General features: G+C 51.8%; 20 protein-coding genes and 3 pseudogenes. 7 read left to right on the top strand and 16 right to left on the bottom strand.

All coding sequences use genetic code 11. The features are described from left to right. The first annotated feature begins 374 nt into the window (after positions 1-374). From PspCFBP13508_RS16000 to PspCFBP13508_RS15985, 4 genes are all read left to right on the top strand, one after another. A complete protein-coding gene (locus PspCFBP13508_RS16000) occupies positions 375-1355 on the top strand; it encodes an integrase domain-containing protein (protein WP_137215086.1) in 981 nt (326 codons plus the stop codon). Next, positions 1352-1639 (top strand): hypothetical protein, encoded by a 288-nt coding sequence (locus PspCFBP13508_RS15995; protein WP_137215085.1) that lies wholly within the window; start codon positions 1352-1354, stop codon positions 1637-1639. The genes PspCFBP13508_RS16000 and PspCFBP13508_RS15995 overlap by 4 nt, the downstream gene beginning before the upstream one ends. Before the next feature lie 364 nt (positions 1640-2003). Further along, on the top strand, positions 2004-4145 hold the full coding sequence (locus PspCFBP13508_RS15990; RefSeq protein WP_137215084.1) for an AAA family ATPase: 2142 nt from the start codon (positions 2004-2006) through the stop codon (positions 4143-4145). Positions 4146-4150: 5 nt separating this feature from the next. Then, the gene (locus PspCFBP13508_RS15985) at positions 4151-5917 is read left to right on the top strand and encodes an ATP-dependent helicase (protein ID WP_137215083.1); all 1767 of its coding nucleotides are present in this window, start codon (positions 4151-4153) and stop codon (positions 5915-5917) included. 333 nt (positions 5918-6250) lie between these two features. On the opposite strand, the gene PspCFBP13508_RS15980 is transcribed toward PspCFBP13508_RS15985, so the two are convergent. From PspCFBP13508_RS15980 to PspCFBP13508_RS27815, 4 genes and pseudogenes are all read right to left on the bottom strand, one after another. Further along, the gene (locus PspCFBP13508_RS15980; RefSeq protein ID WP_137215082.1) at positions 6251-6652 is read right to left on the bottom strand and encodes a hypothetical protein; all 402 of its coding nucleotides are present in this window, start codon (positions 6650-6652) and stop codon (positions 6251-6253) included. Then, positions 6637-7029: a hypothetical protein gene (locus PspCFBP13508_RS15975; protein ID WP_137215081.1), complete on the bottom strand. Its 393-nt coding sequence runs from the start codon at positions 7027-7029 to the stop codon at positions 6637-6639. The genes PspCFBP13508_RS15980 and PspCFBP13508_RS15975 overlap by 16 nt, the downstream gene beginning before the upstream one ends. Before the next feature lie 604 nt (positions 7030-7633). After that, a pseudogene (locus tag PspCFBP13508_RS15970) lies at positions 7634-7942 on the bottom strand (helix-turn-helix domain-containing protein). Beyond that, positions 7932-8146 (bottom strand): annotated as a pseudogene (locus PspCFBP13508_RS27815) (transcriptional regulator); the annotation flags it as partial. The pseudogenes PspCFBP13508_RS27815 and PspCFBP13508_RS15970, both read right to left, overlap by 11 nt. Before the next feature lie 28 nt (positions 8147-8174). On the opposite strand from PspCFBP13508_RS27815, the gene PspCFBP13508_RS15960 reads away from it, so the two are divergent. Continuing rightward, positions 8175-8330 carry a DUF3077 domain-containing protein gene (locus PspCFBP13508_RS15960; RefSeq protein ID WP_241669526.1) on the top strand — a complete coding sequence of 52 codons (156 nt, stop codon included), beginning with the start codon at positions 8175-8177 and terminating at the stop codon, positions 8328-8330. 265 nt (positions 8331-8595) lie between these two features. After that, positions 8596-9393, top strand: a complete 798-nt coding sequence (locus PspCFBP13508_RS15955) for a lipopolysaccharide biosynthesis protein (protein ID WP_137215080.1) — start codon at positions 8596-8598, stop codon at positions 9391-9393. On the opposite strand, the gene PspCFBP13508_RS15950 is transcribed toward PspCFBP13508_RS15955, so the two are convergent. From PspCFBP13508_RS15950 to PspCFBP13508_RS15935, 4 genes and pseudogenes are all read right to left on the bottom strand, one after another. Beyond that, positions 9384-10064, bottom strand: coding sequence for an RES family NAD+ phosphorylase (locus PspCFBP13508_RS15950; RefSeq protein ID WP_178084495.1), 681 nt, complete (start codon positions 10062-10064; stop codon positions 9384-9386). The genes PspCFBP13508_RS15955 and PspCFBP13508_RS15950 overlap by 10 nt on opposite strands. Then, positions 10061-10468: an MbcA/ParS/Xre antitoxin family protein gene (locus PspCFBP13508_RS15945; protein ID WP_137215079.1), complete on the bottom strand. Its 408-nt coding sequence runs from the start codon at positions 10466-10468 to the stop codon at positions 10061-10063. The genes PspCFBP13508_RS15950 and PspCFBP13508_RS15945 overlap by 4 nt, the downstream gene beginning before the upstream one ends. Positions 10469-10605: 137 nt before the next feature. Then, positions 10606-10919: pseudogene (locus tag PspCFBP13508_RS15940) on the bottom strand (type II toxin-antitoxin system YafQ family toxin). Beyond that, positions 10885-11175, bottom strand: coding sequence for a type II toxin-antitoxin system RelB/DinJ family antitoxin (locus PspCFBP13508_RS15935; protein WP_125917396.1), 291 nt, complete (start codon positions 11173-11175; stop codon positions 10885-10887). Before PspCFBP13508_RS15935 ends, PspCFBP13508_RS15940 begins: the two are co-directional and overlap by 35 nt. A 468-nt stretch (positions 11176-11643) precedes the next feature. Between PspCFBP13508_RS15935 and PspCFBP13508_RS15930 the strand changes: the two genes are divergently transcribed. Then, the gene (locus PspCFBP13508_RS15930; protein ID WP_041477504.1) at positions 11644-12570 is read left to right on the top strand and encodes a LysR family transcriptional regulator; all 927 of its coding nucleotides are present in this window, start codon (positions 11644-11646) and stop codon (positions 12568-12570) included. Here PspCFBP13508_RS15930 and PspCFBP13508_RS15925 read toward each other — a convergent pair. The 8 genes from PspCFBP13508_RS15925 to aguB all read right to left on the bottom strand — a co-directional run bounded on the left by PspCFBP13508_RS15925 (position 12487) and on the right by aguB (position 19139). Continuing rightward, entirely contained in the window at positions 12487-12804 is a 318-nt protein-coding gene (locus PspCFBP13508_RS15925; protein WP_024011198.1) for an AzlD domain-containing protein, read from the bottom strand. The genes PspCFBP13508_RS15930 and PspCFBP13508_RS15925 overlap by 84 nt on opposite strands. Further along, positions 12783-13499 (bottom strand): AzlC family ABC transporter permease, encoded by a 717-nt coding sequence (locus PspCFBP13508_RS15920; RefSeq protein WP_016772152.1) that lies wholly within the window; start codon positions 13497-13499, stop codon positions 12783-12785. Before PspCFBP13508_RS15920 ends, PspCFBP13508_RS15925 begins: the two co-directional genes overlap by 22 nt. Continuing rightward, positions 13496-13873, bottom strand: a complete 378-nt coding sequence (locus PspCFBP13508_RS15915; protein WP_042608609.1) for a GNAT family N-acetyltransferase — start codon at positions 13871-13873, stop codon at positions 13496-13498. The genes PspCFBP13508_RS15920 and PspCFBP13508_RS15915 overlap by 4 nt, the downstream gene beginning before the upstream one ends. Before the next feature lie 79 nt (positions 13874-13952). Beyond that, entirely contained in the window at positions 13953-14699 is a 747-nt protein-coding gene (locus PspCFBP13508_RS15910) for a 2OG-Fe dioxygenase family protein (protein ID WP_130912516.1), read from the bottom strand. A gap of 231 nt (positions 14700-14930) precedes the next feature. After that, positions 14931-16235, bottom strand: coding sequence for an OprD family porin (locus PspCFBP13508_RS15905; RefSeq protein ID WP_137215078.1), 1305 nt, complete (start codon positions 16233-16235; stop codon positions 14931-14933). A gap of 461 nt (positions 16236-16696) precedes the next feature. After that, positions 16697-16909: a hypothetical protein gene (locus PspCFBP13508_RS15900; RefSeq protein ID WP_016772156.1), complete on the bottom strand. Its 213-nt coding sequence runs from the start codon at positions 16907-16909 to the stop codon at positions 16697-16699. Between the two features lie 245 nt (positions 16910-17154). Then, on the bottom strand, positions 17155-18261 hold the full coding sequence (gene aguA / locus PspCFBP13508_RS15895) for an agmatine deiminase (protein WP_137215077.1): 1107 nt from the start codon (positions 18259-18261) through the stop codon (positions 17155-17157). Further along, positions 18261-19139, bottom strand: a complete 879-nt coding sequence (aguB, locus tag PspCFBP13508_RS15890) for an N-carbamoylputrescine amidase (protein WP_073471536.1) — start codon at positions 19137-19139, stop codon at positions 18261-18263. Before aguB ends, aguA begins: the two co-directional genes overlap by 1 nt. Positions 19140-19265 lie beyond the last annotated feature (126 nt).

Here is a 19265-nt window from a genome sequence, read left to right as displayed (position 1 = left end):
CTCGTGACAATCGGCGTGACAAACACCGAAGTCACCAGCAACAGCGATGCAGATGATGGTGCCGCAGCCCACGGAATGGACTGCACCTGACTGACAGTCAGGCATGCCCCAGTCATAGCATCACTGCCTTCACCCGACTCAGGTTCTCGCGGCATTGGTCTCGTCAGCCAGTGCAGCCTCCACCCGCCCACTTCTTCGGAAGTGCTCAGGAGGCCAGATCATGAGATGCCCAAGCTCCCAGTCGTAAGGAGCCGCCAGTCCCGCGTTAGTGGACAACCCTCACAGGTCGCAGGGGCCTTGATCCCTGATAACACTCAACATTCTTGGCGGGATGACGTGGGGAAAGAACGGGAAAAGTAGATGAGGTAACCGACATGGCATTGGTGGGTAGGCGCGATGGCCGCAATTTTGGCTACGGTACGCAATTGAGCTATGCAGGGCCGCAGGCATTGAAAGACATGTTCAGCGGCGGCCATTACGGCACGTTCAAGGCGCACTCTGACCGGTGGTTGGCCTTCGTGAAGTGGTGTCGTTCTGATGATGGTCCAAGGATCAATGATGCGAGGCAGATTGATCGGGAGGTGTTGGCGGATTACGTAGCGTACGTAAGCGACTTGGTTAGCCGTGGTGGCCTAGCTGTCAGCACCGCACAAAACCGACTGTCCAGCGTTAACAGGACTATGGCCGCGCTTCGCGGTGATAAGTACGTGAAATTGCCCAGCCCAAGCAAGGCATTAGGTATGCAGCGCACCGGGGTTCGTCGCTCGGTGCCGCAAGGCCTGGACCGCGAACAGGTTAAGCAGATCGTCGATTCGCTTTGCAGTTGCCATCAGCTACGGGCTGCCGCCATCGTTACGTTGGCGCGAGCCTCCGGCATGCGCTTACGTGAGGCCATCTTAGCTGACCTACCACGGCTAAGTCGTGAAGCTAGAGACTTCGGCAAGATCAATATCCAGGACGGCACCAAAGGCGGCCGTGCCGGTGCATCGGCACCCCGCTGGATTACGGTGGACGAGCAAGTTCGAGTAGCGCCTGGATTTGCGGAGCAGGTCTCGCCTGCGGGTAGCCGCAACCTGATTGCGCCACACGAAAGTTACTTCAACGTTCTACAGGAAATAGTCCGCCCTGCGCGGGACATCCTCCATGCATACAACCTCAAAGGCTTCCATGAATTACGAGCGGCTTACGCATGTGAGCGCTACGAGCAAATCACCCAACACCGCGCCCCTATCAACGGTGGTCAATGCCGCCAGATGGATCCGCGTCTTGATCATGAAGCACGAAGCCAAATCGGCTATGAGATGGGGCATGGCCGGATCGATGTAGTCGCTGCCTACATTGGGGGGCGGGCATGAGTAAGCCATTCGATATGGAGCTTTTCTTAGCTGGTGTGCTGACCGGCTCGCACGCAACGCGGCAGCGCCATTTGCGACAGGCGAGGATTATTCAGGCTGAGATCGCAGAGCGATGGCAGCGGGAGACCCCTTGGGGATGGCAGAGAAAACATATTGTTTGGTTTATCAAGCATCACCTCGCCGGGCGTAGTGGTGCGACGCGGTACTACTACTTGCTCACCGTGCAGCTACTCGTTCGTCGATTGGAAAGGTCATGGGTGTTCAACTGCCAAAAGAGGATTTGATGTTGGTCACCATAGCCGGTAGCAAGCGGCGCCTTAACTACTGCAGCAGCCTTCACCTCACATGGCTTTACGGGATTCCCTTTCCTGCCAATTGACCTGGCCACCCTCACAGGTTACTGAGGCCTATGCCTGATAAATCTTCACTCTTGGCGGGATCGCACGAGGACGGCTTGGAGATTCAACCGCGAGAAGATCTTGACCAAGTCCGGAATAAGAAATAGTGTCATCCTGATATCACCACGCTCGTCGCTCACCAGGTACTTAGGAATCTTTAAATTACCTACTAAGCCATCACCTAAAATTCTGAGCCAATGATTTATATCTAAACTGTCACTTTAATACTCGAAGCAAAAAAGGACTGAAAATGCATATTACAGAAGTAGGGATTAGAAATTTTAGAAACTTCGAGTCAGCGAAATTTAAATTTATAAAAGACGAAGTTAATACTCTAATAGGGGAAAATGCTTCTGGCAAAACCAACTTATTCTATGCTATGCGCCTGGTACTTGATGAAAACTTACCAATAAATGCGCGACAACTAACCAACTCAGATTTTTATAGAGGTTTAGGATCACCCACCGGTCACTGGATAATAATTGCTTTTCAATTTTCTGGGCTGGGTGATTCTGATGAGGACTTTGTGCTTGCTAACCATAGCTTATTACCTGGTGATGACAGCTCAAAAGGAACTTATACATTTGTATACAGACCCAAAAAGCAGATCCGCCAAAAACTCTATGATATTACAAAATCCATTACTGACTTTGATAGCCGAAAACAATGTGCAACTGACTACCTGAGAACCATCAGCATTGATCGAGAACATTACGAGATAACAGCCTTTACGAGAACGACGGCCGATCTAACCTCGGATGGGGTTTATCATTCCATTGCGGGGGATTTCACGAACTACATTTTTCCAGACCCCGACAACGAGGATTCGTCCATAATAGGAAACACAAGACCACCGCATTTCTCTCTGATCAGGGAAATATCGTGCACATATGTCAAAGCTTTACGCAACGTCGTTTCAGATATGAAGTACGCAAATAGCAACCCACTCGTAAAACTACTATCCAAACAAAGCAAAACAATTTCCGACTCTCACCTCATCACTGCAAAGGTGAAAGATGTAAATACCACGATTTCTGGCCTAGCAGAAATACAGTCCTTAAGCGCCAAAATCAGAAAAACCTTACTTAGTGCTGTGGGTCATACATACTCTCCGACTCTTGAAATATCCTCTAATCTACCTGAGGATTTTGAAGAGCTAATAAAATCTCTGGGGCTTTTGGTCGAGGATAGCAATGGCTATTTAGGCTCAGGAAAGCTCGAAGATCTAAGTTTGGGAGGTGCGAATTTAATATATTTAGCTCTCAAGCTGTATGAGTACGAAGCACAAGTTGATTCAAATAGCAAAATAGCTCACTTTTTGCTTATTGAGGAACCGGAAGCACATATTCATACCCACATTAAGAAAACATTATTTTCAAACGTAAGCCACATAAACACTCAAGTATTCATCTCCACCCATTCCTCTCAGATCAGCTCCGTTTCCAAAATATCTGCTGTAAACGTATTATCTAGAAAGCAATCAAAATCAGAAGTATATCAACCATCAAATGGCTTAGAACCTCGTGAAGTTTCGCGAATAGAACGCTACTTAGACGCTGTCAGGAGCACTTTACTGTTTGCTAAAGGCGTTATATTGGTAGAAGGTGAAGCAGAACAAATACTGATACCAACATTAATCAAGAAGACCACAGGTATTTCCCTTGATGAGCTTGGCATAAGCTTAGTCAGTATGGGCGGTACAGTTTTCAAACATATCTCAGATCTTTTCCACCAAGATCGCCTACGTACATATTGCGCCATATTAACAGATAGAGATGAAGCTTATCTAACAACACCGAACTCATATGCAAACAAAAAGGACATAGATCACTTAATTGCTGCAGATAGAGACGGACTCCAAAGACAAAACGAGCTTACCTCCTGCTTAGCCGGAAATTCGTACACGCGCGCCTTCTATGCAAAAAATACTTTTGAAACCGAATTAATCAGTGCTGCCATAGTCTATCCTAACAACATAGACCTCTTCACATCAGTATTACCTCTGATATATGAGCGCAAGGCATTTATAACTGCTTACGAGAAGTATTTAAAATCCTCTGACGAGGCCATACGAAATCACTACGTATTAAAACTCGCCAACAAGGTCGGTAAAGGATGGTTTGCTCTGCTTCTATCTGAAAAGTCTCACCCTTGCCTTTATCTGCCGACATATATTCTAAATGCTCTTCACCATGTTTTGCGAAACCACGCTACCGAAGATATATGGCAAAAAATGATTTCTTACAGACTACAGTTCTATAAGTCTGGCGACACACTGCAGAATTATGAGAAGCATCGTGTATCTAAAGGAGATTCAACTCCACATGGCACCTCGTCAACTTTTGCAAATTTTTTTGAGCATGACCCCGTCGCAATTTTGATCCGAGGGTAAGATTTATGCCTCTGAAGAGTCTTACGAAAGAGCAGTATGATGCCGCCACATATAACGACAATCTTTTGCTTACAGCATGTCCTGGAAGCGGAAAGACCAAGACCCTCGTGGCCAAAATCGCCTACAAACTACAGACCCATGATCTTCGCAGAAAAATCTTGGTCGCTATTACTTATACAAATATAGCTGCAGACACCATCGTCGACAGGCTTGATGCCTTTTCAATCCCATCAGATAATCTCTGGATAGGAACTATTCACTCGTTCTGTCTAGAGTGGATTATAAAACCATACCGTGGGCACTCTTCCAGAACCAGCAAAGGCTACCGACTACTTGATCAATATGAATCTCAAGAAATACTCGACACTATTAAATCAGAACTAAAGCTCAAAAATTACGAAAAAATAATTACGAAATTGCAATCTGATGGGACTATTCAAACCCATGGCGTAAGTCGCGATTCCATTCGCGCTGCCCAGCAGTATCACAACCATCTCGTAGAGCACAAGCTAATTGATTTCGACTTAATACTAAGTACAGCCGCAGAAATACTAAAAAACCATCCCTCGATAGGTCAGAGACTATCACACCTTTTTGATTCAATATTCATTGATGAGTATCAGGACACCAATCAAACTCAATATGACATAATGCGGGAAATCCTAAAGCACGGAAGCACTAAAGTATGTTTGATCGGTGATATAGACCAAGCAATTTACACAGGGCTCGGTGCAATTGTAAAAAATAGCACTGAAATATGCGTGGAGTTTTCTCTAAAAAAAATAGAGACAATGACACTGTCTGGATGCTTCAGATCAAAGCAACAAATAGTAGATTTTTATTCTGAGTTCCAAGATCACAAAATACCTATCCAGTCCCTTCAGGATAAGAAATTCCCACTGGAAATTTTAGCGTATGACAAAGTTACAACCCGAGATGATTTACCGAAGGCTATTAGTTATATCGTCCAGAAGCATCTATCACTCGGTGTATTGCCAAGTGAAATCGCAATACTACATCCCCAATGGTACGAAGCAACATCTCTAGGTCGGGAGGTATCCAAAATTCTCCCAAATACTCCCTTCGATGCGCCGGGATTATCGCCAATACCGCACTGCCATGAAAACATATGGTACAAACTAATAAGACTGCACCACTTAAAAAAAAGCAACAAAAACTACAACAGAAGAACTCGACTTGCCAACGAAATTCTTCTAGCCCTTCAGGGAATGGCGGTCAACGTTGACGAAAACTTTGATGCACGATCACTACTCAGAACCTCGAACAGAATTCTGATTAATGAGGCCGATATCATTGGGTACATTCACTCGTTGACCCAAGCTTTCTGCGCAGCTCTAGGTATATTGGTATCCAATCATAGAGAACTTTCTGAACAGTATGACTCTCTAGTCAAGGCAACTAACACACGTATAAATAAAGATGGCATCGACAGGGATACTAGAAACCTATCAAAATACTTCAATGAATTGACCGGCGTTAAAGTAACTACATGCCATTCAACCAAGGGGGATGAATACGAGGTAGTTATATGTGCAGGTTTATTAGAAGGTAGAATACCTCACTGGGATGAAATAATAAATAAGAACCATAGCTACTCTACCTATATGGCAAGGCGCCTTCTTTATGTTATATCTTCTAGGGCTAAATCTGCCCTTTATCTGTTTTCCGAAAAAGGCATTTATACAGCAAGCAAAAATGAGTATATCCCCACAAAGCAATTAAGCATTGCAGCTTCAAAGCTCAAACTATAAGCATGCAAACGATAAACTAAAGCAACCAATTAAAACTTCTTCGGAATGCTTTTTTCGGCTGTTTAAAGCTCAAGGTATTGTCGTCAGGAATGAAGCCATGCACAATAAAGTGCGCCCCAAAAAATAGAGTTTCTTTCGACCATATCAAGATGCGACTTAATCAACGACTGTCGGGTTTTCATCGTTTGTCCCTCACTGCTGTTAGACGGCCGCAGCCCCAAGCATGGCGCTAGGTGAGTTAAGTCAGCGCTTCGGATGAAATAATTCTTAACGCCCGTTTTTCAAGAGAGTTAGGCCCATTCTGGTTCTACGAGCGAGCCAGCAAAACATTGCTCAATCCTCTTGGTGTCCTTTCTGGACTAGATAAGCAGCGATTGTGTTGGAAATGACGTTTATAGAAACAAAACGAACCATTTGCTGGGTTGCCATAAGCACTACACCGACAACTAATGGCTGTACATCGCCCGTTACACTTATATTCTCAGCCAAGTCAACAACAGGGGAACCACTGAAGCCTCGATAGTCTTGCTCTTTCCAATTAACCTCGGTAAGGCAGTAATGATTAGGAAATAATCCATCGTTCGATACCTTCCCATAAAACCCCCTTGCCTGAAGTCTGATTTCCCCTGCCTCATAGTCCACTTCTGTAGCGCAGTTAGGGTGATCATGAATTGGGTATCCAACTATGCGCAAATTGGTGCGGCGTATCAATGAAACATTTAATATGCTATCCACGTCGTCTTGATGCTGCAATGGCAGCGAGCGCTCACGCAATATTTGTATTCATTTTCAGGAATATCTTCAGAAACTACATATACGGCAATGTCTTCAAGCTCACCATCGTCCGCGCCATCAGTAGCAGTAACCATGACACCTTCAAATCGTACTGCTTTACTCGTACCAAACTCTATAGGGATCATAAGCCTGGTCTCAGATTCCTCTAGCAAAGTTTCTTGGATACAATGTCTGGCGGTAATATAAAACAAAGAGCAATATGGTGGAAACCTTACAAAAAAGCCAGTACCATAAATCCCTGGATAAGACTCTAGCCCTTTGCACTCAAGAATATTAGGGGAGATGCTCTTGTATGGCATATACACAGAAGTATTCATCATTTGCCCTTAAAAATTGTAGTGCGACGCCGCACCTATCGGATATAGTAATTAATTACTCGTAGAACGATAGGTGTTTTGATGTTGAATGTTTACAATCCTGAGCTCATCTAGCTTGATTTATCTCGAATCGAGATTGGCACTCAGCACACTCATAGGTGTGCGTATGCTCTGATACCGAACCGTCAGCACGGGTGTATCCAGATGAACGCATTTCATTTCTTGGAATATTTCGAAGATCACCTCTGCAAATTGGGCAAAACTGTATTTCCGGTTGCGGACCTGGCATATTAGTCATTCTAATTACCTATAAGACGGCTTGTATTATATATATTTGCGATTAGCATCTATCAATCATACGTATTATAACAATAGCTAAACGCCATCACAAAGTCCAATCTCAGCAAACGTTGGTGCACATTCGCTGACTTTGCAGGCTGTAAGCAATTGGTAGGGTGCCTAGGGATATTTTTAGAGATAGCAGGCTGAACTACAGAGAATAATAATCATAAAATTTAGATAGTTATGTTCTTTTTCGACTCCTGGTGCCGCACCATACAAAATAAAGCCCCTGCAGAAATGCAGGGGCTTTGTTGTTTCTGAGTCAGCCAAGAAGTCCACTACGGGGATCAGCAGTATACAAATCCCGCAACGCCTCAGGATGCTGACTTGCCACCCGCAAGAGAGTCTGCGCTGCACCCGTCGGCTGCCTGCGCCCCTGCTCCTAATCCTGCAAGGTCCGCAGACTGACACCGATCAGTTTGGCGAACGCAGTTTGTGAAACCCCCACCTTGGCGCGTGCTTCTGCTGCCGCAGAGAGCGGCACCTGTTTTACGCGCGCGGCCTTTCCGGCTTTCATCTGACGTACAGATTCCAGCAAGTCCTGCTGGAATTGCTCCAGTTCATCGACCATCGCTGATTTCCTCCTTCAGTTGCTTGAGGAAGGCTACGGGCAAGTTGTCGAGCTTTGCCTTGGTGTAGGCAATGAGCAACCAAATCGGGCCTTCAGCAAGCGAGTTGTAATAAATGATGCGTATACCGCCTCGCTTACCATGCCGCTGCAAGTGCAGCGCACCTTGCGCATACCTCCACTACCAGGCACGACATCAACAGCCACACCATAAACGTTAGTAGGGACAGACGAAATGCATGGAGCATGCCTTGGGAAATTTGTTGTTTCAGTCGCGCGCGATCCTCATCTTCATGCTTATGCCTCGCAGTATCTGCAGGAGCCAAGCAAGGCACTGATCGATGATGTGGTGAAAGTAATGGATGCGCCGCCAGACAAACCATTGATGTAAACCTTCATATAAAGCCCTCGTTGATGCGAGGGCTTTTTGCGTTTCAGGCCTGCCGAAAACATGCCCGTCTTCCCTCCTGCATCTATCCAGATAACCCGCCAGCCACTGGAGCGTTCTTGGCCAACGCATCGGCTGCCCAGCAGCCAACTGGAACTAACGCCGAGCGCAACACTCACTTACAAAGCGCGGCGCTGTGGAAGAGTCATCTCGCTTCATCACGTCAGCACAACGGACTGAATGCATGACATGGACCTAGAGACCATCGATGAACTCGACATCAAGAACGCCAAATGCCTCCCCACGTCCCCTCCACGTCAGGGACTTTGCTGACTGCCGAAATATCGCTCACGGCGCTGCATTCATCATCGTTTCGGGCAGCTCCGCGAAAGATTTTCCCATCGAACAGTTTGCCGACATCCCGATGATTACGGTGAACGGTGCGATATCCATGTTCATGGGAACAGGCATAAAGCCGTTTTTCTACGCATGCACCGATACCAGTTTTTCGCTACAACAACCTGAACTGTTTGCCTATGCGATGCGCACCAGTCAGCGTGTAGCTGTGTGGGCTAACCAGGCTCAGGAACTGATTGTTGAGCCGACAGGTGATCTCTATTTGCTCAAGAAAGCGCCCAAACCAACCTTGACTGAATGGCTACTGCGCAACAACCAGGATCTGGTACGTAATCGCGCTGTTTGGGGTAGTCGAAACCGCAGTATCGGGTTCAGCAAAAACCTGGCCCATGGTTTTTTTGATGCCCGCACAGTCTTGTATCTCGCACTCCAACTTGCCTATCACGCAGGCTTTTCAAAGGTGATTTTGGTGGGAGCGGACATGAACCAGTCCGCCGGGCGCTTTTACGAGACTGATGGAAGCTCTATCTCGCCGTGCGGCCTGGATCAGCATTTTCATTCCAGAATTCTTCCATCTCTGAAACTCATGTCCGACAAAGTCGTCGGCAAAGAGTTTGCCGTTTACAACTTGTCGCCCTCTTCGCGAATTCCTTCCAGCGTCATTCCGGGCAAAACACTCGACGAAGTCAAAGCGATAATTCAGACCTGACTGACCTCGAACACAAACGAAATTCTGCCCTCACTTGCGCTCCAGACATAGCGCAAGTGCTTGCCCTGCTTCGGAATCGATACCGCCGGCGGACGAAACGCCGCAACGCATTCATGCCCAGGCAACCGCACGCTGCTATAGAGCAAGCCCCACGACTCGGCGTCGCGCAGTTGCCGCGCGAACAGCTGTGATGGGCCATAGGCTTCAGGATCAGGCTGATGCAAATGATCAAAGCCATGGCGAACGTCATGCAGCGGTTTGACCACCTGATTGACGTAAGTGCGCATGGTCAGTTCGAGATCGGCTTCCTGTGTTGCCGCCAGGAAGCGTTGCTGGTGAAAACAGGTTTCAGCGATGGCCGCACTCTGGCTGCTGGCGGCGTAATAGACGCCGAAGGTGCCGTCACTGAAACGGCTGCGTTTGCCGACGTGAGTGAACGCGGCCATCACCGGGCTGGAACCGGGGCCGGACAGGCGATCTTCGGGACGTACGCGGGCAAGGACGCCGGCCTGTTCGACCAGCCGATCATTGGTCAGCGCTTCGATGGCGTATGCAACTTCAAGGTCTTCGGGGTCGAGGACGTCTTCGAACAGCGCGATCGGCGGGAAGCTGCTGTTGACGATGCGATACGCGCGTGGCCATGGCACATCGACCAGCTGCGGAGTTTTCAACCGCGGACTCCGTCGAGGTAGCGGCGCACATCCGCGATATCGACCACCCGGCCCGCCAGCATGTAATCAAGCGCGGTTTTGCCATTGAACGGTGCCGCGGTGTTCGGGCTGCTGACCCACTGGTAGGTGCGCTCGCGGCTATTGCTGAAGATGATGCTCAACGCCTTGTGGATGCCCATCAGATAAGAGATGCGCTCAAGGGTGTCGTGGGGCAGGCGTATGTTTGGCAGGTGTTTGTATTTATAGAATGTGGTGTTGCCGACTCCACCGAGCAGGGTGCGTTGTTGCTCAGCGCTACAGCCCCAATGCTCCATGAGGCTGAAGAAGAACTTCAACGCAACGCGGCCGGCTTCGGGGGCGTCGAGTTGTTCGTGTGGGGTGAGAACTGGGGATGAGGTAGGCATAGACGCCTCCTGATTTTTTGTCTTAGCTGAAGACTAGTACATAACTGTAATTTTTTAGTGTTTTGATACACAAACGAACGAATCGTAACAATCAAACGCAAAGAAGCCCGAGTTAAGCCGGCTTATGTATTTCTGCGCTATTGAAACAGTTCTGAATGACTCCCTAAATCCACGAACGTGATCAGGTCTGGACGTGTGTTCTAGTAAACCATCAGAAAATCGCCACCAATATGACACTCGCGGAATCCAGACCAACTCCAGTCAGCGCATGATCCAGATATTCTGCCGGTAACTGCTGCCCCAGGAACAACATTGCCATCACCTTCCGAACGTCGTTCATATCTCGCTTTCCGGCACGGTTATAACGATCCCAAGACTTCTTGAATTCAGAAGTCTGTGCACACTGTTTAGGTCGATCAGCGCGTTTTTGTGTTTTCTCCTGTTTCGCCATCAGCATTCCTCAGCATGTCGTCTATCGAGTCGAAACGCTGACGGATTTCTCGTGCTTCCATCATTGCGCGGGCCGTCTTTTCCGATGGAACTCGCACCTCGAAGGGAAGCCCCTGAGTAGCAACAACCTGTCGCAGAAAAAGTCGCATGGCGTCACTAATGCTCAGCCCGCAAGCGTTCAAGACTTCAGTGGCACGCGCTTTCAAATCCTCATCAATGCGGCAGCGCACATCGGTAGTTTTCAGTAGTGCAGCCATTTCAATTACCTCATCGTGGTTTTGTAGCTACATCAGCGCTACCTCTGCATTGTGTTCGGAGTGATTTTCGTCGGTCAACGCGAAGTTGATAGGTGGTTATCTACCACCATGGCTCGCATGCCAGACATCCATTTCAACTCCTTTGACTGTTGGGCGCTATCAGCTAAATCGTTACTTTACCCGAGACCTATCTGCGTATGACGCGGGCAAAAAGCTAGGGAGATGTAAGCTGTTTCTCTTCGAAAAGAATCTCCCCGCGCACCAAAACCACGCAATTTTTTGACCTTCATCACCCCCACTTCACCAAAAACCCCGATCCTCTGTCAGCCTCCAGCCATCGGCGGGGAAATCAATTCGCTACTAAATCCGCGACAACTATGCTCAGGTGCAGGAATATAGCCGGCATATGGCGCCGTTTCGGTCGTTTCGTAAACAACAATACCCAGCCCACTTCAGAGGGCATTACCCATGGATAGCAGAACCTTACGCAACCTCATGCGCATCGTGCAGACCGGCTCGTTGTCGGCCGCAGCCGAGCATTCGTGCCTGACCGTGCAGGCGTTGGCCGCACAGTTGAACAAGGTCGAAGAGCAGTTCGGTTTCCGCTTGTTTCGCCGTTCCAACAAGGGCCTGACGCTGACGCCACAAGGCACGGAGCTCACGCCCTACATCGACAAAGTGCTGATCGCCACTCGACAGATGGAAGAAAAGGTCGAGGCGCTGAAGGTACCCGGGCAGCGGACGTTGAAGGTGGCGTTGAACAACACCCTGTCACCTGACTTCAACCGGCGGATGATCGGACGGCTGATCGAGGTGTTTCCCGACTACCAGATGGAATTCAGCTACGCCGAGTCGATGGAAAACCTCAGCAAGCTGAGGAACGAAGATTTCGACCTTGCCGTGCTGATCGGCCCGCAGCGGCCGGGGCTGCCGAGCATCGTCCTGCCGGAGGTGCAGGTGCAGGTGGTCGGTGCGCATTGCGGTCAGGAGAACGATCCGCTGACGTTGCTGGGCAACAAGTTTCAGGTGCGTCCTGCGGAAGATTGTCCGTATTCCCACAGCTTCCTGCGTTTTCTCGACGCCGGGCTGGGCAATCACGAGAACGGCCAACGCATGGTTTATTCGTGCAGCGAAACCCTGACGCTGTCGTTGATCACGCAGATGGACGCGGTGGGTATGGTCTCGCGTGAAGCGGCTCAGAAGAACGGCCTGACGATTTTTCCCGGTTTCGAGGATTTCCTCGAAGTGCGCCTGGCGGTGAACAATCCGGAGTTGTCCCACCAGGCGCTGAACGATGTCGTTGATCTGCCGCTACATGAACGAGCCGAGCGCAATGTACGCAGCCGTCCCCACCGCCACACTGAGAAAGAGGTTTTTGCTGAAATACGCACATAGCAACGTCGGAATCGCGGCATAGAATTCCGGGCGATCGAGCTGAATCTGCCGGTCCTTGATCAACAGGGGCGTGAGGCTGATCGCAGCGACGATCGCCACCGGCAGATATTCCAGTGCGCGCGCCACGAACGGCGGCCAGTGTTCGGTGTTGATCTGCAGCGGCAAGGCGCGCGGCAGGAAGGTCACCGCCATCATCAGCACCACCACCAGAATCAGGAACGTTTGGTCAGGCATACACCCACTCCGCAGCCCACAAACGTGGCGATAAATACGTTGAAGGGCGAACTGCCGATCAGGCTCAGCGCACCCATGCAGACCACGGCGGCAGCGGCGGCAATCAGTTTGTTGCGCGTGTTGCACAGCGAGACCAGCACGTAAAGCATCATCGCCGTCAGCGCATAATCGAGCTGATATTTGATCAAGTGCGCCGCGTACTGCGCGCAGACCGCGCCAAGCAAACCGCCGAGCACCCAAGAGGTGTGGCAGAACAGGTTGAAGCCGATCAGGTAACGCACGTTGACCGGGGCGCCCGTGCCGAGCTTGACGCTATGAAAGGCGAAGGACTCATCGGTCAGGCCACCGGCGTAAGCCCAACGCTCCATGCGGCTCAAGCCCAGGGCGCGCAGGGCCTTGGCCATGTACACCGACATCAGCATGTGCCGCGCATTGATCAGGAAAGTAGTCAGCACAATGGTAGTCAGCGACGCGCCGCTGGAGATCAGCGCCAGCGCAGCGAACTGCGAGGCGCCGGCATAGACGAACAAGCACATCGCCACCGGCAGCCACATCGGCAGGCCGGCGTTGACCGCCATCAGCCCGAAGACAAACGACACGGTGAAATACCCGGCGACCACCGGGCTGGCTTCGGCAAACGTGCGCGACGGCTGATGAGTCGCCATCAGCGGCGCGCTGCCGGACCTTTCATTCATAGATCCCTCTCAAATGTTCGTTCGCCGTGAGGCTCGCAAAAACCCTGGGCGGTCCAGAATCGCTTGCCCGCGAGGTTAGCATCGTCGACGAACAGAAACATCCGCAACACCCCGACCCGTTTCATGTCGGACGACGCTGCTTCGACCAAACGCTGGCCAACGCCCTGACTGCGGTAACGCGGGCTTACGGCCAGATGGTTGATCGTGCCGCGACTGCCGAGCATGCCGCCGAGCACCGCGCCGACGATCTCGCCATCCACATCGAAAGCCAGATACGCCGTGGTGGTTTTCTGGATCAACACGCCGCGCAGGCACTTGGCGTCCTGCCATTCGCAGAACGACACTTCGTCGAACTGGCGGAAGAAGCGCTCCATGCGTTGCGCATCCTTGGCGGTGGCGCGGCGCAGTACCACCGGCGTCGAGCATTCGACGCCGTCGATTGGGGTGATCTGATTAGCGAACAATGTCGAAAGCGGTCCCGGGCCGCGAGAAGGAAATCGCCAGAATCTGCCGGTACGCCATGGCATGGGTGTGGGTATTGCGCGCCGGGGTCACGTAGTGGCGCATGTCGCGATCGAGGAAGTAGGTGGTGTCGAGAATTTCCTCGTAGGTGGTCGCCGCCAGTTGTTGCTTGTGGGTGTCGTACAAACGGCTCTCCGCACCCTCGACGTTATTGCGCCCCCAGAAGTGCACGCCGCTGAACGGATAGCCGTCGCAGTGAATACCTTCAGGGGTGATTTCCAGCTGTTTGCCGGGTTTGATCTCGATGCGGATCTGATGGATCTGGCACTGCCAGATTTCATCGTGCAACTCTTCCGGCAGCACACTTTTGTACACTTCGAAATCAGTGTCGATCAGGCTGCGCATCACCGGTGAAGAGATCACTTCCTCGGAAAAGTCTTGAAAGTGCCGCACCACGCCACCGACGTAAGCGTTGTTCTCTTTCGATTGCACATAGGGGCGATGCTCCAGTTGCTTGAGCTCGCGGGTTTTCGGGTTGTATTCAAAGTCGCTGTAACGACGGTAACGCATGCCGGCTTCGGCCTGACCGTAGTAGCTGTCAGGCTCCATGTTTTCCCAACTTTTGGTTAGTCTGACGAAGTCGGCAAAATGACCGTAGAGATTGAAGTCACCACCCTGGACGTTGACAAACTTGTCGCGCCGTAGCGATTCGCCCACTTCTCTGTTCAAAACGATCATTACCAAATTCTCCGCTGCGTTGAACGCCCTAATCTATGGGGTGGAGAATTTGCGTCCATGAGAAAGAATTTCAGGCATTTGAAGCTCTGCTTGAAACGGAATCTGCAGCCCTTGAAAAACGACTTTTACATGACAAGAACTCCGGTTATTTCCGGTTTTCACTGAAAAACCGTCGAAAAAAAACCCCGACCGAATCGGGGTTTTCTCATTTCTCTTACAGCGGATCGATCATCAGAAGATGTTGATCGGGTAGTCCACGAATACGCGCAACTCGTTACCGCTGACGTTGTACTCGCTGGATTTCTGCGACACGCGCAGGATCGAACTGCGCAACTTCACGCTCAGGTCTTTGGCCGGGCCACTTTGCACGACGTACTTGAACTGGTTGAAGATTTCGCGCTCGGTGCCGCCTTCGCTGGTGGACGTGGTGATGTTGTCGCCGCGCACGTAAGCGAAGTTGTAGCTCAGACCTGGAACGCCGAACGAACCAAAGTCCAGGCCATAGCCCAGCTGCCAGCTGCGTTCGTCTTCGGCGTTGAAGTCAGACCAGTAGGAGTTGGCCAGGTAGATAGAGTTACCACCGTCGCCGACACGACCCTGGTCTTTCTGATAGCCGCCGTAGGCATAACCCAGGTTGCTGTCGCCAGTGGAACGCTGGTGCGCCACGGTGAACGAGTGCGGGCCGGTGGCGAAGGTGGCTGCCAGGCTCCAGATCTTGTTGTCGCGACCGGTGACGATGCTTTCGCCCGGCACGGTGTTTTCGCGCACGTACGAGCTGTCCAGCTTGGTGCGATAGCCGTTGAAATCCAGGGTCAGGGACTGATCCTTGTTGAACGGAATCACGTAGTTGGCGTTCACGTACTGTTTCTTCAAGACGTCTTCAACGTCGGAGGCGTACAGCGCGCCTTTGAAATGTTCGGTGAACTGATAGCTGCCGCCCAACACGTTGATCGACTTCAGACCGCCGCTGTCACGGCCCTCATCGCTCTTGCGCGACTCGCCGGTGAAACGACCGGCGTTCAATTCCAGGCCTTGGATTTCACGGGAAGTGATCAAGGTACCGGTATAGCTTTCCGGCAGCAGACGCACGTTGTCGTAGCTCAGCACCGGCAGGGCCGGCATCTGGTCGCCATAGGTCAGTACGGTATTGGACACTCGGAACTTGACCGCAGCACCGCCCTTGGCGATGTCGTGGTTCGCGCGACCATCATTTTCCTGCTTGAAGAAGTCGATGCCGCCGGCGCCGCTACGGCCCTTTCCGCCGTCCAGGCGCAATGCGTACAGACCGAAAGCGTCCACACCGACACCGACGGTGCCTTGGGTGAAGCCCGACGAGAACGTACCGATGGCCGCTTGGCCCCATTCGGCCTTGTCCTTGTTACCGTCTTTGTAGTCACGATTGATGTAGGCGTTGCGCAACAGCACTTTCAGGCTGCTGTCTTCAACGAAACCCTTGGATTCGGCCTGGTCGTTAGCCATGGCCTGTGTAGCACTCAATATCCCCAGTGCGATCAGACTGATTCGCTTGTTCAACATTTTGTTTTCCTTATTACGGGTTGAAACGCGCTGTGTCGAACGGCTGAAACGGCGCTTTTGCACTCTTGTATTCACCCCGAAACAAAAAAGCCCGCCGACGTTAACGTCATGGCGGGCCTGCTCCTTATTTTGAGTCATGGCGGTTAGCCACAGGCGTTGGGCCGAATCGTAGCCGCGCCCTGAACAGTGTGTCAATTTCAAGAATCGTCTTTAAATAGGCGAAAAACGTCTAAGAAACGTAATTTTCTTGCTGGGCTATTGCAGAAAAATGAGGTTAAGCAGGGAGTTCTGAATTGTAGGAGCGAGCCTGCTCGCGAAATCGGTGGATCATTCGATGAAGTCATTGGCAGGGCTGACGTCTTCGCGAGCAGGCTCGCTCCCACCTTTGTATACCTGTGGATAAAAATCAGGCAAAACAAGCGCCACCATCCCGGCAGCGCTTTTACCAATCCCTATTGTTCTTATCCTTCCATCACATCCCACAAGGCTTCCAGCTCGGCCTCGCTGAACAGGCCAGCGGGGTAACGCTCGATCATCATCCGGCGCGGATCAGGTTGTCTGATCTGACGCGTTCCATTGGACTTCAACCAGTGCGCGACAAGCTGGAGCGATTCGCCGTTGACGGCCATGGGATGCACAGTCCGCTCGCTGATTACGTTCACTTCGGCGTTCATTTCAGCGCTCTCTCCCCGTTCGTGAGCGGCTACGTTATCCAAGGTTTGTGACAGAACTGTTGAAGTTCCCCGCCCTCCCTAGTGCATAAGGAGCAATACAAGAGCTATGCCAAGGCGACTCGAATGTCGACCGGCGGATACAAACAAGCCCGCGATCCTGACGGGCCGCGGGCTTGCTTTCATGCGTAGCGAGCTAATCATTGCCTCGCTGTTTTGCTAAACAACTCAAGCTGTTACGACTCAACTCACTCTTTGTGCGGCGCTGGCTGCTGTTGGGTAAGGCAGTGAATATTGCCGCCACCCAGTAACAGTTCGCGGCCCGGCACCATCACTACTTCATGATGCGGAAACAACTTCTGCAGGATTTCCCTGGCCGGGGCATCCATCGGGTCGTCGAAGCTCGGCGCGATGATGCCGCCATTGACGATCAGGAAGTTCACGTAGGAACCGGCCAGGCGCACGGACGGATTGCGCTCTTGCGAACCGTCCACCGCATCGACGCCGGCACACTCTTCTTCGGTCGCGTACAGCGGCCCCGGAATCGGCATTTTATGCACCGTGAACGGGCGGCCCTTGGCATCGGTGCTGCTTTGCAGCACTTGCATCGCGGCCTGACAGCGTGGGTAGTTCGGATCCTGCGGATCGTCGGTCCATGCCAGCAGCACTTCGCCCGGGCGCACGTAGCAGCAGAAGTTATCCACATGGCCGTCGGTTTCATCGTTGAACAAGCCATCCGGCAGCCAGATGATCTTGTTCACGGACAGGTTGTCACGCAGTACCGTCTCGATTTCTTCGCGGCTCAGGTGCGGGTTGCGATTGCGGTTGAGCAGGCATTCTTCGGTGGTGATCAGCGTGCCTTCGCCATCGACATGAATCGAACCGCCTTCGAGCACGAAACCTTCGGTGCGGTAGCGCGGGCTGCGTTCGATCTCGAGGATCTTGCCGCCGACCTGCGAATCACGGTTCCACGGCGCATACAGACCGCCATCGAAACCGCCCCAAGCGTTGAAATCCCAGTTCACGCCGCGCACTTCGCCACGGTTGTTGATGACGAAGGTCGGGCCGCTGTCGCGAACCCAGGCGTCGTCACTGGACATTTCCACCACGCGGATATTCGGCACATCGAGGCGCGCGCGGGCGTTTTCGTATTGGCCGGCGGAGACCGCAACGGTCACCGGTTCGAAACGGGCGATGGCCTTGGCCACCGCGGCGTGCGCAGCCTGCGCCGGTTTGCCGCCCAGACGCCAGTTGTCCGGGCGCTCCGGCCAGATCATCCAGGTCTGGGTTTGCGGCGCCCACTCGGCCGGCATGTAGAAGCCATCGGCGTGTGGGGTACTTTTCAATGTGGTCATCAGGACTCCAGGGAACCGTCGAGGGTTTTCAACGCGCCGTACAGATTCGGCCGGCGGTCGCGGAATGAACCCCACGCGCTGCGAATGTGTTCCAGCTCGTCGAGGTTGAACGTGTGCACAAGAATACCTTCTTCGGTTTTATTCAGCTCCTGCACTTTTTCGCCGAATTGGTTGGCGATGAAAGAAGAGCCGTAGAAGGTGATGTCGTAGCCGTCCTGCTCTTCATTGCCAATCCGGTTACTGGCAATCAGCGGCATCAGGTTGGCGCCGGCATGGCCCTGCTGCACCCGCTGCCAGTGATCGCGTGAAGAAATGGTCTTGTCGTGCGGCTCGCTGCCGATCGCGGTCGGATAAAAGAGAATTTCCGCGCCTTGCAAGGCCATGCTGCGCGCCGCTTCCGGGAACCACTGGTCCCAGCAGATGCCGACGCCGATTTTCGCGTAACGGGTGTTCCATACCTTGAAGCCGGTGTCGCCCGGGTTGAAGTAATACTTTTCGTGATAGCCCGGGCCGTCGGGGATGTGGCTCTTGCGATAAATCCCGAGGTTGCTGCCGTCGGCGTCGATGATCGCGATGCTGTTGAAGCGTGCACGCCCGGCCAGTTCGTAGAAGCTGATCGGCAGCACCACTTGCAGCTCTTTGGCGATTTTCCGGAAATGCTTGATGGCGACGTTTTCTTCAACCGTCGTTGCCAGTTGCAGGTAATCCGGATTCGGCTTCTGGCAGAAATACGGCGCCTCGAACAGTTCCTGGATGAGGATGATCTGCGCGCCTTTGCCGGCGGCTTCTCGGACCAGTCTTTCAGCGGTTTCGAGGTTGGCTTCCAGGTCCCACGAACAGGCCATCTGCGTGGCGGCGACGGTAACGATACGGCTCATGAATCATCTCCGGGCTAGTGCTTTGACGGTCGAAAAATTCGACCGAAAAGAAAACGCGCGCACCGGACAAGAGATCGCCATGCCGGAGCAATGGCAACTTTATAACCGATAAATATCGGTTTTAGA

Source organism: Pseudomonas sp. CFBP13508 (assembly GCF_005233515.1).
Taxonomy (GTDB): domain Bacteria; phylum Pseudomonadota; class Gammaproteobacteria; order Pseudomonadales; family Pseudomonadaceae; genus Aquipseudomonas; species Aquipseudomonas mercuritolerans.
The sequence above is the reverse complement of the archived record's forward strand: the minus strand, read 5'-3'. Positions and strand labels throughout refer to the sequence as shown.

Excerpts from the sequence above, each read along its gene's own strand:
- PspCFBP13508_RS16000 (WP_137215086.1), top strand. The coding sequence starts at position 375 with ATGGCATTGGTGGGTAGGCGCGATGGCCGCAATTTTGGCTACGGTACG.
- PspCFBP13508_RS15995 (WP_137215085.1), top strand. The coding sequence starts at position 1,352 with ATGAGTAAGCCATTCGATATGGAGCTTTTCTTAGCTGGTGTGCTGACC.
- PspCFBP13508_RS15990 (WP_137215084.1), top strand. The coding sequence starts at position 2,004 with ATGCATATTACAGAAGTAGGGATTAGAAATTTTAGAAACTTCGAGTCA.
- PspCFBP13508_RS15985 (WP_137215083.1), top strand. The coding sequence starts at position 4,151 with ATGCCTCTGAAGAGTCTTACGAAAGAGCAGTATGATGCCGCCACATAT.
- PspCFBP13508_RS15975 (WP_137215081.1), bottom strand. The coding sequence starts at position 7,029 with ATGAATACTTCTGTGTATATGCCATACAAGAGCATCTCCCCTAATATT.
- PspCFBP13508_RS15960 (WP_241669526.1), top strand. The coding sequence starts at position 8,175 with ATGCATGGAGCATGCCTTGGGAAATTTGTTGTTTCAGTCGCGCGCGAT.
- PspCFBP13508_RS15955 (WP_137215080.1), top strand. The coding sequence starts at position 8,596 with ATGAACTCGACATCAAGAACGCCAAATGCCTCCCCACGTCCCCTCCAC.
- PspCFBP13508_RS15945 (WP_137215079.1), bottom strand. The coding sequence starts at position 10,468 with ATGCCTACCTCATCCCCAGTTCTCACCCCACACGAACAACTCGACGCC.
- PspCFBP13508_RS15935 (WP_125917396.1), bottom strand. The coding sequence starts at position 11,175 with ATGGCTGCACTACTGAAAACTACCGATGTGCGCTGCCGCATTGATGAG.
- PspCFBP13508_RS15930 (WP_041477504.1), top strand. The coding sequence starts at position 11,644 with ATGGATAGCAGAACCTTACGCAACCTCATGCGCATCGTGCAGACCGGC.
- PspCFBP13508_RS15925 (WP_024011198.1), bottom strand. The coding sequence starts at position 12,804 with ATGCCTGACCAAACGTTCCTGATTCTGGTGGTGGTGCTGATGATGGCG.
- PspCFBP13508_RS15920 (WP_016772152.1), bottom strand. The coding sequence starts at position 13,499 with ATGAATGAAAGGTCCGGCAGCGCGCCGCTGATGGCGACTCATCAGCCG.
- PspCFBP13508_RS15915 (WP_042608609.1), bottom strand. The coding sequence starts at position 13,873 with ATGGAGCGCTTCTTCCGCCAGTTCGACGAAGTGTCGTTCTGCGAATGG.
- PspCFBP13508_RS15910 (WP_130912516.1), bottom strand. The coding sequence starts at position 14,699 with ATGATCGTTTTGAACAGAGAAGTGGGCGAATCGCTACGGCGCGACAAG.
- PspCFBP13508_RS15905 (WP_137215078.1), bottom strand. The coding sequence starts at position 16,235 with ATGTTGAACAAGCGAATCAGTCTGATCGCACTGGGGATATTGAGTGCT.
- PspCFBP13508_RS15900 (WP_016772156.1), bottom strand. The coding sequence starts at position 16,909 with ATGAACGCCGAAGTGAACGTAATCAGCGAGCGGACTGTGCATCCCATG.
- aguA (WP_137215077.1), bottom strand. The coding sequence starts at position 18,261 with ATGACCACATTGAAAAGTACCCCACACGCCGATGGCTTCTACATGCCG.
- aguB (WP_073471536.1), bottom strand. The coding sequence starts at position 19,139 with ATGAGCCGTATCGTTACCGTCGCCGCCACGCAGATGGCCTGTTCGTGG.